Genomic DNA, 11,648 nt, shown 5'->3' on the forward strand with positions numbered 1-11,648 from the left:
CAGAAGCCATGAATTAAAATGCCAATAAATTTGTCATAAGTTTAATTTAAAAATCAATATCATGGCAAAGAAAACAACACCAAATGCCCCAAGTACAACGGGCAAGCCTTCAGGAAAAGGAAGAGGAAACAATCCTCCAAGACCAGGAAAAACGGCTCCTCCAGCTCCGAAGAAAAAGTAAAAACTATTCTGCACTATTCAATGAGTAGTGCAGAATCTAAATTTATGGAACTAGAAAAATTTAATCAAAGAGGACCTTCTTTAGGATTTATCATTGGTTGCTTGATGGGATATAATTTTCATTCTTTCAAGCGATTTTTAATTTATATATTTCATTATTGCAATTTTCTCGATTTAAAGAAAAAAGAGGCAAATCAATATACTGATGAAGAGATCATTGATATTTTAACATTGATTCATAGCGAGAAGATTGATAAGAAAGTTCTATACTCTTTAACCAAGTTATCAAAAAACACATTTAATAAACATTACAAGGAACTCTTTCAAGAGAATGGTTTTAAAGGAAAAAGAAAATTCACACTTTACGAAATATATACTATTTTAAATGAATGGCAGGGAGAAGGAACTTGGTCTACACTTAAATCAATAAAAAAACAACAAATTGCTGATGTAATTAATTTGGGGAACTTAAAGAGCCTTGCGGAAGAGTTTACTCTTATTGATTGTAATTATAAGAATAAAGATAAACTTTCACCCAAAGAAGTTAAACAGTATTTAAAACACATCGATTTTGATCAATCAGAAAAAGAAGAGAATCTACTTCAGTATAAAGACTTTCATAAACGGACACTCTGGGTTTTTGGACTTACAATAATATTTAAGGTATTGGAAAAGAGCGGTAAATTATAAAAATTTCCAATAATTGATTTTATAAAAACAGGTATGAGGATTGAAATGAGTTTAGATATTTTATTTAGAAAATATTTTAGTGCTAAAAAAGTATATATAGTTTATGAGATACATGCCAAATGTTATCATAGTTAATAGACAATCATTCTATATTCTCGCTTATTGATTTGAAACTAACTAATGCACTTTCAATATTTTCAATTATTTAATCAAGTAAAGTTTCTTGCTCTGGAAGATTTTCTAAATCAATCATATAACAACTTTTTATTCTGAAATAAATGAAGCAATTTAAAATCGTGTAATTGATCATAAAAATATTTATTTATATGAGATGAGGTTTCCCGTAAAAATTTTTAAAAAACATTGATTAATTTAATTGTCTATAGTTTAAAACTCTTAATAATTAAGAAAATAATCTTTTTGTTGTTATGCTCTTTTTTTTGTTTATCCACGTTTTTCTCAGGTAAAAATTGGGTTCAAAGAAAGAGCTAGTTAGCAATACTTTTAAATAAATATTTTATACAAATTTAAAAATGGTCACTACTAGATTTTATATACTAATAATTATAAACTTTATTTTTATTTGTAAAGTTTCTTCACAACAACATAATTATGAATCCATAAAAAAGGATAGTTTATTACAGATTAGTTGGAATAGTTTTAGTGCTGAAGAGAGAAAAAATATTAGGTATTATCTAAAAACGACTTATCCAGAAAGTGTTGAAGGAATATTTTCAAAAGCATATTTAGAAAGTGTAAATGATCGGAAAGAAGAAGCTATTTCTCTTTACAGACAGGCTTTAAAAAAAGAACCCAATCATCTTTATTCTCTATTGAACTTGGCTATTGAAGTTAATTATCCTGAATCTAAAATGTTGATAGAAAGGGTTATAGAAAAAGATTCTTCTTTCAGTAATTATATAGCCTTAATTAGAAAGTTCAGTCTCCTATATGAGAACGAAAGTGCAGAAATAGTTGAAGACTACATAGACACCCTTACAAAACAACTCTCCCATACTTATCTACCTCTTTATCTTCAAGGTATTTATTACATGAATAAAGAAAATTATGAACTAGCAAATAATAGTTTTGAAAAGGCTTTAAAAATAGCTCCTTATAACACGTATGTTATCAGAAATTATGTTGATGTGGGAATTAATAAACTAACAAACAGTAACACTCCGAGCGAAGAAAGATTAGCTTATTTAAATTTTATTCTTGGAGAAGGGAAATTCAAAGATTTAGAAAAAAAATTAACAAAAAGAGAACTTGCGGAAATCTTACATATTGTAGCTGAAAAGTTGTTACTATTAAGATTTAATTCTGATGCCTTTAATATTTTTAACTATTCTTTTTATTTTTATCCAACAATAGAATCTTTGAAAGGAGCTATAAAATCTTCTATACCATCCAAAACTAAAGACTTAGAAAACCTACTGAATAGAGCAATAAATTTGTTTGATAATAATCAAGCTCTGGAAAATATTTTAGCTCTCAGAAGCCTTGAATATAATTTTAATTTGAAAAAATCAAAACAACATTATTTAAATAGTATTCAATACTCTAAAACATTAAAAGACTCTTTGAATAATACTATTCAATTGGCGCTTCAATATTACATTTTGGAACCTAACGACTATAGCAAAGCGTCAGAAATTTTAAATTCTTTTAAAGAATCTAAAAAAAACCTTAATGATACTGAACTTTATAATATCGCTTTGAACTTACACGCAGTTGAATTTCTGAATACAAATTTTGAAAAGGCTTTAATACATCTAAATCAAGCTAATAGTTTTAATACTTTGAAGAGTAGTTATTATGAAGAAAGATATAAGGAACTTAAAAAGTTAGTTAATGATATTACAGAAAAACAAGTTGAAAATGAGGTGTTAATAGTTCCTACTACAGTATTAGAAACTAATAACTCAATGGCAATATCCCCTAATAACAAATATATAGCACTTGGAGTTCGCCCAACTCAACTATGGGATTTAGAAAAAAAAATTAAATTAAGAGACATAGGAATTGGAGGAATATCATCAAAATTTTCCCTTAATAATAAATATTTAGCAGTAATAGTTAATAATAAATTATCTGATGAGTGGACGAGTTCTATGATTGTTATTCATAATATATTAAATGGAGACATTGAACATATTATTCCTGCATCACATGAAAGAGAAGTTTCTGATTTTGACTGGAGTCCAGATAGTAAAAAAATAACATATCTTACAAATAATGGTGAAATCTATGTTTATGATTTGTCCCTAAAAAAAAGAATTGTTTCTAGTCGTGCTGGAAATATATTAATTGGAGGAAGTTTATTATGGCATAAAAGCGGTAAGTGGATTATTTCTGGTCAAGCTCAATCTAAATATTTAACCATACATAATTCTCTAGATTTATCTAGCATCAAAAGATTAAATCAAGTAGATTGGCCGCATGCTCTAGGACAGACCTATGATGGTAAGTATTTAGTTTGTTCAGATAATAATAGTAATCTAACTACTTGGGATATTGAGAATGAATGGTCTTTTTACAACAAAGTTAATATAAACCAAGCAGCAAAAACAATAACTGCTCACCCTAATAAACCAATAATAGCTGTAAATGCTTTTAATAAAAAAGGTAATTACCCGTTAATAACATTTGATGTAGAAAAACAAAAGAAATTAAATTCAACAACCTCTGTAATAAGTGCTCCTAAAATTTATTTTTCAAGTAATGGTGAAAAAATATTTAAAATAGAAAACTCAAAAATAGATATATTGTCTAGTGAAACATTAACAGTTAATGACTCTATCATTGGTGAATCAAGTTATGCTTATTTAGGTAGCACGGATAAGAAAAATGACTATTATATAACTGTAGATGCTGAAGGTGTAAAAATATGGAATATTTTAAATGGACGAAAAGTTTATACGTGGAATAAAAAGCCAGATTATTTCTATAAAATTGAATCAGGTGAAGGAGATAAATATCTAGCTGCCTTTCACGATTATAACAATCGAAAAACAAAAGTCTACATATATAATTCTTCTAATATTAGTAAATCTTTGGTTTTACAACTTGATTTTAAATTGGATAAAATAAAAGAATCAAAAGATAAATATGTTTTTGCAGGTTCTTATTTCAAGGTATCTAAAAATGATAACGTAAAGCAAGGTGAAATTGCTCTTGTAAACAAATCAGACTTTAAATTTATAAATAAGTATCCAGATATTAGTTTGATTGAAGATATTCTAAAATATCAAGGAGGAATAGTTCCTTTCGCAGGATTCCACACAATAGACATTACAGAAAATGGAAAAGAACTCATTTATGCCACCTACTGGCAAGATGGTACTGGGCATGAGCTTAGCTATTCAAAAAAATGTAGAGTGATTGATTTATCACAAAAATTATACTTAATCATTAAAACAATAAAAACTGACCGAGAGATTAAACAAGCTAGTTATGTTGGGAAAAATGATTCAGTAATTAAAATATCTGAAGGAACTCAAAATAAAACATTTGACAGAAAAAGGTTTGAATCACTATCTTATGACAGTAATAGTCTTTACGAAGTATCTATAAATCTTAAAAATGGAGACATCCTAAAATATAGCTCAAATGCTATTTCAATTGAAAGGAAAAATGGTACTAAGGATTTCATTCGCTACCCATACTCAAACTTAATTGATTTAGAGGTTTTTGAGGAAAAAAACCTTTTTATTAGCCTTACTAATTTAAATCAAATTGAGTTTTTCGATTTAAATAAATTTGCAAAAAGGTTAACTATAATTCCTAAGAAAAATAATGAATACTTTTCATATACCCCAAATGGTCAATATTTAAGTTCAAATAAGTTTGGAAATAAAGTGATTTGGTTATCTAATAATCGTTTTCTTGAATTAGAAACTTTGCCTGAAAATTATAATGAAAACCTTATTAAAAATCAGCTATCATCAATATATTCAGGAAAAGAGTTCGATTTACCTGTAAGATATATATCTAAACACAATATACCTCCCAACGCTTCTTATTCTTTAATAAAAGAATCTCATTTGTTTGAAAATTATAATTACGATTTTGATTTTAAAATTGTAAAGAATAATTCTAGAAATAAAGACCCAGAAATTGAATTGTTTCTTAATGACGAATTAGTTAAAAATCATTTGATAGATAAGAAAATTTTAGGAGATACTATATTCTACAAAGCTAAATTGAAATTAAGAAAAAATAATAACTCAATACGAGTAATGGAAAAATTCAATGACTTAACATTACAGCGTATATATCATAAGCTATATTCCAATGTTGTTGCAGAGAAACAGGATAGATTACCGAGGTTAGTGATATTAGGGATAGGAATTTCTAAATATAAAGATTCCTCGAGAAATTTAGATTATGCACATAAAGATATTAAAGATATAACAAACATTTTCTTAAAACAGCGAAATGTTCTTTTTAGCGAAATAAAAGTTGATACATTAATTAACAATAATGCTACTAGAGATAATATTGTAGGCAAAATAGATGAAATCCAAGACTATCTTAAAGATAGTGATGTATTACTTATTTATTATGCTGGTCATGGAGAATTGATTAATGAAAAACTTTGTCTAATGCCATGGGGTACAGACTTCAAAAATAAAAAAAGGCGCTATAACATAAGTGAGTTCTTGGATATTGGTGCTATAAGAAGGTCTGATGATGCAAATACAATCATAATGCTTGATATGTGTAATGCAGGTAATATCAAAAATGAAGTTTTTAATAACCAAAAACTAAATTCTAATGCAAAAGTTACTGTTTTTGCATCTAGTATTGGAGTGCAGTCTTTCGAAGATGAAGATTTCGGAGATGGGGGAAACGGAGCATTCACGGCGGCTATAATTTCAGGATTAGAAGGGCAGGCCGACCAACTTTTAAATGTAGGTGATGAAAATTATGAAGTAGACATCTTTGAACTTTCAGTTTTTCTAAAAATTAAAATAGAACAATTAACTAACAGTATACAGGTTCCTTATATGACTACAACCAAAGATAGTGGAGGGAGTTTTGTAATCTTTAAAAATAAAAAAGAATGAAAATAATTAAATTAATCCTGCTCCTATCTTTTTCTGTTTTTTGCAATGGTATCATTGCTCAAGAGATATCTGCAAATATTTTCTCTGAAAAAGACAGTGTGTCAATTGGAGATTCTGTAATTATAAAATGGGATGTAAAAAATGCAGATAAAGTTTACGTTTTTCCTTTTGCTGTTTCGGACAGCATAGGAGAAAGAAAAATTAAAATCAAGTCAAATTATACTTTTATAGTTATAGCTCAAGATAGTAGTGAACAAAAAATAATAAAAAAGACAATTTGGTTAAAAACAAAAAGCAGAGGAACTAGATATTTAGATGATGCGGAATACACACATCCCATAAGAGGTCGATTAAAAGGAAGATCTTTAATAGAATTTAGTGAAATGCTTGAGAACATTTTACAAAACAAAATGCGTTTCTCTATCTCTATCAGTAATACAACAAGCAACAAGAATATTGTTGTAAAAACAAACCTAGCAGATAGAGATTACCTTTTAACTGATGAAGATAAGGACAATAGAATAAATAAAAGAAGGATTAGTTATTTGATTTCTTTTGAACTAGATAATGAGATTAAAGGCCAGATTAACTTTACTATTAAGGCTCTAATAGAAAAAAAGAAAATAATTAAAACTACTTATATTAAAGAAACTAACGAGGATAATTATCATTCAGAAATTCAGAAATTAAAAACTATTATAGAAAGCAAATGATATGGTACTAAATCAAAATAAATCTAGAAATATTATTACAATTACCTGGCTGTTTTTTTTTACTATTAATTTAGTTATATTATTATACCTTTATCTTGATAACTGGTTATACTACAAAGATATATTGATTGGACTAAAAACTATCAGTACTACTTATGGAGGTTATTTAGGAATAATTATAGCCTTCCATTTCTCTAAAAAAATTAAAGAAGACTCACAATACAATGTTTCAAGTTTCTATATTAGTCTCTTTTGTTCCGTAATTTGGAATATCGTTATTACTCTTTTTTTATTTCGTTTAGCCTTAGGTAAGGGTTACTTCGAACATACAATAGAACTGATTTCAGATATAGCAGCAATGTTTTCTTGGTTGGTAGGTGGTGTTATAGGATATTTTTTTGCTAAGAATTCTTAAATTTTTGAAATAATACTTTGTTTTTTTAATCTTGCAGTTTACTTACAATAAAAATTTATATAGACATAAAAAAACACCCGAAGGTGTTTTTAATCAATCAAATAAAAGTGTGTAATTCCTAGCGCTATTGAATCAAACGCTCCTGTGATAAACGCTTCTCCTTCAAAACAGCGTCGTTTCTCCATCATTCGATTTTTCATATAAGGAACTTGTTTGGTAATAACTTGTGCAATTTCATGCTTGGTATGTGCTTTGAAGTTACTAAATACAAAGCGAATATCTGAACGTGTGTAGGTATACACTTTTATATTTCTTTCCTTGGCTAATACGGTCAATTGTTTCAACAACTTAGCCACTCGTTTTGATTTACTTGCCTTGATAGGGTCTTCAATGACCATGGTACTCGGCTCATAATAGGCTATTTTCTCGCGAATTTTTTCTAGTGTCTTATCATTCAGTACTGGGCGTGGCTTTATCGCCACAACATTTGCCATTTCAACGCTCAGGGCATCTTTCATCACCGCATATCCAAATCCAATGCCGTTGGGGAAGATAGCTATGGTAAGTCCTGTTGTATAATTACTTATCTGACTCATGGCTTTTTTCTTCCCCTATTAGATTGACAATACTTTGTAAGTATGTTATCCTTTGATTCCCCTTCGGTGATGGATTATGATTGATATCATCAATCATAATCTTACTTCGTTCTACTAATTTCGGTTTTATCTTTTTGAACAGAGGTGTAAACAGTTCGTGGAGCGTGACGCCGAAGAGGATATGGTAAGTGATGATAACTTCGGGGGTTGGGTCACGTGCCCCGTTTTCATAACGGGTTAAGGTTTGTGGAATGATATTCAGCAAGGTGGCAACATCTTGTTGCGATATATCTGCACGCTTGCGATACCACTTCAAGTTATGCATTGGTATCATATTAAAAACAGGCGGAGGCATTACGGATGTCCTCCGCCTGTTTTGTATTGTAGAGCATTGCCATATTAGAAAAAGATAGGAAAACTAAGCCATACGGCTCATTTTTTTTGCGGTCACGCAATATTCAGTAATAAACGAGATAGCAGGGAACAGGACCACGTTTAAGATGAAGGAATTCAGAGTAATGAACTTACACATAGAATTACAAAGCTTATATAAAGAAATACAAGCGATAACAGGCACTATCTAAACTAATTAATAATTATCGATACAAACAACGATAACGGGAAAAGAAAAGAATCATAACACGTAACTAACTAACTAACTAACATAAGCAACAGGGAACAACTCTAAGCAATACTGATAGTGTTCAGCTCGTCTTTGTTAGCAAAGACGAGATAAGCATACACCATTGGTCAACTCATATTACGCATTACGATTCGCTAAAATCTCTTGCAGACGTTGAATATCTGACATTCGTGATGGATTGTGCTGAAAGTTCTTTTGTCCTATTAGTTTTGTCTCTTTAGTTTTGTTATATCTACTATTTTGCACATCTTGAGGTACCTTTTTGCAGACCTTAGTGTTATTTTTTGCATAGCTTTCAAAACAAGGTGCGTAATAGATGCATACCTTTCCCTTACGTGTATCAGGGGTATGAAGTAAATCTCCTTGATAGTTGGTTATTTGAATATGATGCTTAGTGACAAGTGACTGAATCGTTGAAGGAATTGACCTGATAGATACTCCTGTTTTGTGATGGAGTTGTTTGTACGTGATTCGGTCTCGCTTTTTTCGTTTTCCATTCTTGTATGTCCATCCGTACGTTTGTCGGATGATGTACAGCAGTATTTTTAATTCTGAAAAGGTGAGTTGTGGTAAATGGATATCGAATAACTCATTGGGAGTCTGGGTGGTTTGTTGGTATTGCATATTAGTCTTGAAGATTCACTAATAAATATTGAACAAATTGTTCAATTTCTTTCTTATTCATAGGTTTTCGAGGTATATCAAGCACTTCATCTGTATGGGCGGTTTGTAACGTCAAAGTTCGGTGGGTGTCCCGTTCGTGTGCACACAGTAAGCCATATGGCTTAGTTTTATGAAAATCACTATATTTTATAGTGGTTTTTCTAATATGTTGGTAGCTAGGCATAATTTGGTAGTTTAGGGTTAATATTCACTAATACCTTATGGTATAAGCTTGTAATAAAGTTCGAGTCTGGGTGACTCCCATCGCATAAAAATGGGTATTTTGATATCTTTTCCCGAGCATGTATTCTTGAGGTAATATATTGACATTATCTCAAATTGTGATATTATGTATATCAGTATAAACTTTAAAAAATAGAATCATGAAAAATAATATTATTTACATTTACTTCATTTTTTCAGAAAAAAAGTTAATCGCATCTGCGGGGATAGATAATCGCTCCGATGATACCCTTTGGATTAATAGGATAAATGGTCAGAGATTTAATTTTAGAACTGAATCTGACCAACGAAAAGATGATCCTCAGTGGGATGACGAAGTGGTTGTTGCAAAGGTTTCCAAGGATGAGTTTTCTGATGAGCTCATAGAAACTGAAGTAATTCCTAACAAGAGAATTTTTACTTATGTATCTAATGAATTTAGTCATCGCGAAGGGATGATGGATTTATTCTAAAAACAAAATAGAGAACCTGGTTTTGATTATCAGGTTTTTTGTTTGCCATAATTCTCAAGCAAATCTTTTTAATCAACTTCTCTTTCCCCAGCCCCCCTCTCAACAACTCTTTTTGCTAAGTCAATCAAATCCATTATTCTTTCACTAGCCATAAGCTGCTCTTCTCGCGACTTGTCTTTTAAGAGTTTCTCAACAAATGGTATAGGTTCTTTGTCACTATTTTTATAATAAAGTAATTCTCTTTCAGTGGGTACATATTTTTTATTATGATGTTCTTCTAATGCTTTAGGTAAACATCCCGTACAGAGTTTGGTATTACTTGAATTTTGAATAGTCATATATTTTGTATACCTCATTATAATAATGCTTGAGGTATCTTTATCATATACTTTTACATACCTTCTAATCTCATGAGCGTGTGAACAAATTCTTCCACCTCCTTTTTCTTCATAGCTTTTCGAGGTATATCAAGCGCTTTATTTGTATGGTCTATTTGTAACGTCGAAGTTCGTTGGGTGTCCTGATTATGTGCACACAAATCCAAAAAATGTCTTTTGGCTAGGTCATCATACGGAGAACACATTGAGAAATAAACCTTTTTTGCAGTAACCTCAAAGTTCGAGATAACGTTTTTAAGATATTCCCGTTTTTCTTCAATAATTGAAGAATTATAGAGTTTTAAAGGCTCGTAGCAAAGTTCGAGAACTTCTTCAATTCTTTTGAATGTCTTCTCAGTTTCAGTATTTATGTTGGAAATACATTCTTCAATACCTTGTAACTTGATAAGGAGTTTCTTTTTCCTTTTCTGGTAATCGTTCTTTTCAATAACATTATCCAAGTAGGCATCAAGTAGTTTTTCCTCTTGATTCTGTAATTGATGTAACTGTAATTTATATCCGCTTAATTTTGATTGTTTGATAGTATTAAAATTCTTTCTTTCAATATCAAGTATATTGCCGATGTCTTCAACTTCTGATTGATGAAGAGCGATTTCTTTTAATTTATTTTTCACCTGAAACTCAACAGTATCCTCACGAATTCCTTTGTTCGGACATTCTCTGCGTTGACAACGATAATATATTCTTCCTTTTTGGCGTTCACCGCAGAGAGTTGCATTACAATTTTTACATTTGAGTAATTTTCTGAACAAATAAAAGTGTTTCAAGCCTTTTCCTTTTCGGTCTCTCGCTTTTAATATTAGTTGAGCTTGCTCAAATTTTTTCGTACTAATAAGTGACTCATGCTTTCCTGTAAAAGTTTGTCCTTTCACTTGCATAATTCCTATATAAAAAGGATTCTTTAAAATAGTAATGATACTATTTTTATCAACAAAATTTCCTGCTGTATTACGTAAACCTCTTTTTTTCATTTCTTCTGCCAGCGTAATAATATTGTATGATTCACTTAAATAAAGTTTAAAAACTTCTTTCACAAGAGGTGCTTTAATAGGGTCAATTGTTTTTATCTTTCCTTTTCCATTATTCATGTATCCAACGGGCGCACCCCATGGATACATGCCTTGTTTGAGTCGCCCGTACATTCCCTTAACAATTTCTTGTCTCAAATTCCGAACATAATCCGAAGCCATCACCGCTTGAATATCGGCAGACAATCGTCCACCTCGTTCGTTAAGATTAAGGTTTTCATGAGCAAAATAGACTTGGATATTGTTGTCAATCAAATCTCCTATGTCTGCCCAATCGTGCAGATTACGAGCACTTCTATCAATCTTGTGAATGATGACACCACTTGCTTTTTCTAGTTTAAGATTCTCCATCATTTCGTTAAAGAATGGGCGACCACGTTTCGCCGCAGTCTTTGTCTCTTTATAAAAGTGAATAATTGTTAAATTATTGGCTTTAGCATATTCTGCTAAGATTCTCCTTTGTTCAGCAAAAGAAACTCCTTTTTCTTGTTTTTTGTCCGATACACGAATGTATCCATAAACGTTATTCATATAATTTCTGAAAGTAGTTGGGTT

Annotated in this window: 10 protein-coding genes; 5 read left to right on the top strand and 5 right to left on the bottom strand. The window is 30.3% G+C overall.

What is annotated here, in order from left to right:
- The first annotated feature begins 201 nt into the window (after nucleotides 1-201).
- From IMCC3317_RS16675 to IMCC3317_RS16690, 4 genes are all read left to right on the top strand, one after another.
- On the top strand, nucleotides 202-870 hold the full coding sequence (locus IMCC3317_RS16675) for a hypothetical protein (protein WP_160130620.1): 669 nt from the start codon (nucleotides 202-204) through the stop codon (nucleotides 868-870).
- A 533-nt stretch (nucleotides 871-1,403) separates the two neighbouring features.
- Nucleotides 1,404-5,942: a caspase family protein gene (locus IMCC3317_RS16680; RefSeq protein ID WP_160130621.1), complete on the top strand. Its 4,539-nt coding sequence runs from the start codon at nucleotides 1,404-1,406 to the stop codon at nucleotides 5,940-5,942.
- Nucleotides 5,939-6,655: a hypothetical protein gene (locus IMCC3317_RS16685; RefSeq protein ID WP_160130622.1), complete on the top strand. Its 717-nt coding sequence runs from the start codon at nucleotides 5,939-5,941 to the stop codon at nucleotides 6,653-6,655. Before IMCC3317_RS16680 ends, IMCC3317_RS16685 begins: the two co-directional genes overlap by 4 nt.
- Before the next feature lies 1 nt (nucleotide 6,656).
- Nucleotides 6,657-7,070, top strand: coding sequence for a hypothetical protein (locus IMCC3317_RS16690; protein WP_160130623.1), 414 nt, complete (start codon nucleotides 6,657-6,659; stop codon nucleotides 7,068-7,070).
- An 89-nt stretch (nucleotides 7,071-7,159) separates the two neighbouring features.
- Here IMCC3317_RS16690 and IMCC3317_RS16695 read toward each other — a convergent pair whose 3' ends face one another.
- The 3 genes from IMCC3317_RS16695 to IMCC3317_RS16705 form a co-directional block, all read right to left on the bottom strand.
- Nucleotides 7,160-7,666, bottom strand: a complete 507-nt coding sequence (locus IMCC3317_RS16695) for a hypothetical protein (RefSeq protein WP_160130624.1) — start codon at nucleotides 7,664-7,666, stop codon at nucleotides 7,160-7,162.
- A complete protein-coding gene (locus tag IMCC3317_RS16700; RefSeq protein WP_160130625.1) occupies nucleotides 7,650-7,982 on the bottom strand; it encodes a helix-turn-helix domain-containing protein in 333 nt (110 codons plus the stop codon). Before IMCC3317_RS16700 ends, IMCC3317_RS16695 begins: the two co-directional genes overlap by 17 nt.
- Nucleotides 7,983-8,426: 444 nt before the next feature.
- Nucleotides 8,427-8,933, bottom strand: a complete 507-nt coding sequence (locus IMCC3317_RS16705) for a replication protein (RefSeq protein WP_160130626.1) — start codon at nucleotides 8,931-8,933, stop codon at nucleotides 8,427-8,429.
- Nucleotides 8,934-9,355: 422 nt separating this feature from the next.
- Between IMCC3317_RS16705 and IMCC3317_RS16710 the strand changes: the two genes are divergently transcribed.
- On the top strand, nucleotides 9,356-9,667 hold the full coding sequence (locus IMCC3317_RS16710; RefSeq protein ID WP_160130627.1) for a hypothetical protein: 312 nt from the start codon (nucleotides 9,356-9,358) through the stop codon (nucleotides 9,665-9,667).
- Nucleotides 9,668-9,735: 68 nt separating this feature from the next.
- On the opposite strand, the gene IMCC3317_RS16715 is transcribed toward IMCC3317_RS16710, so the two are convergent.
- Together IMCC3317_RS16715 and IMCC3317_RS16720 are read right to left on the bottom strand one after the other, a co-directional pair.
- Nucleotides 9,736-10,005, bottom strand: a complete 270-nt coding sequence (locus IMCC3317_RS16715) for a hypothetical protein (RefSeq protein ID WP_160130628.1) — start codon at nucleotides 10,003-10,005, stop codon at nucleotides 9,736-9,738.
- A 53-nt stretch (nucleotides 10,006-10,058) separates the two neighbouring features.
- Nucleotides 10,059-11,624, bottom strand: a complete 1,566-nt coding sequence (locus tag IMCC3317_RS16720) for a recombinase family protein (RefSeq protein ID WP_160130629.1) — start codon at nucleotides 11,622-11,624, stop codon at nucleotides 10,059-10,061.
- Nucleotides 11,625-11,648: the final 24 nt, after the last annotated feature.

The sequence above is a fragment of the Kordia antarctica genome (assembly GCF_009901525.1).
In the GTDB taxonomy this organism is placed as follows: Bacteria; Bacteroidota; Bacteroidia; order Flavobacteriales; family Flavobacteriaceae; genus Kordia; species Kordia antarctica.

Coding starts and splice junctions, on each gene's coding strand:
- IMCC3317_RS16675 (WP_160130620.1), top strand. CDS start 202: ATGAGTAGTGCAGAATCTAAATTTATGGAACTAGAAAAATTTAATCAA.
- IMCC3317_RS16680 (WP_160130621.1), top strand. CDS start 1,404: ATGGTCACTACTAGATTTTATATACTAATAATTATAAACTTTATTTTT.
- IMCC3317_RS16685 (WP_160130622.1), top strand. CDS start 5,939: ATGAAAATAATTAAATTAATCCTGCTCCTATCTTTTTCTGTTTTTTGC.
- IMCC3317_RS16690 (WP_160130623.1), top strand. CDS start 6,657: ATGGTACTAAATCAAAATAAATCTAGAAATATTATTACAATTACCTGG.
- IMCC3317_RS16695 (WP_160130624.1), bottom strand. CDS start 7,666: ATGAGTCAGATAAGTAATTATACAACAGGACTTACCATAGCTATCTTC.
- IMCC3317_RS16705 (WP_160130626.1), bottom strand. CDS start 8,933: ATGCAATACCAACAAACCACCCAGACTCCCAATGAGTTATTCGATATC.
- IMCC3317_RS16710 (WP_160130627.1), top strand. CDS start 9,356: ATGAAAAATAATATTATTTACATTTACTTCATTTTTTCAGAAAAAAAG.
- IMCC3317_RS16715 (WP_160130628.1), bottom strand. CDS start 10,005: ATGACTATTCAAAATTCAAGTAATACCAAACTCTGTACGGGATGTTTA.
- IMCC3317_RS16720 (WP_160130629.1), bottom strand. CDS start 11,624: ATGAATAACGTTTATGGATACATTCGTGTATCGGACAAAAAACAAGAA.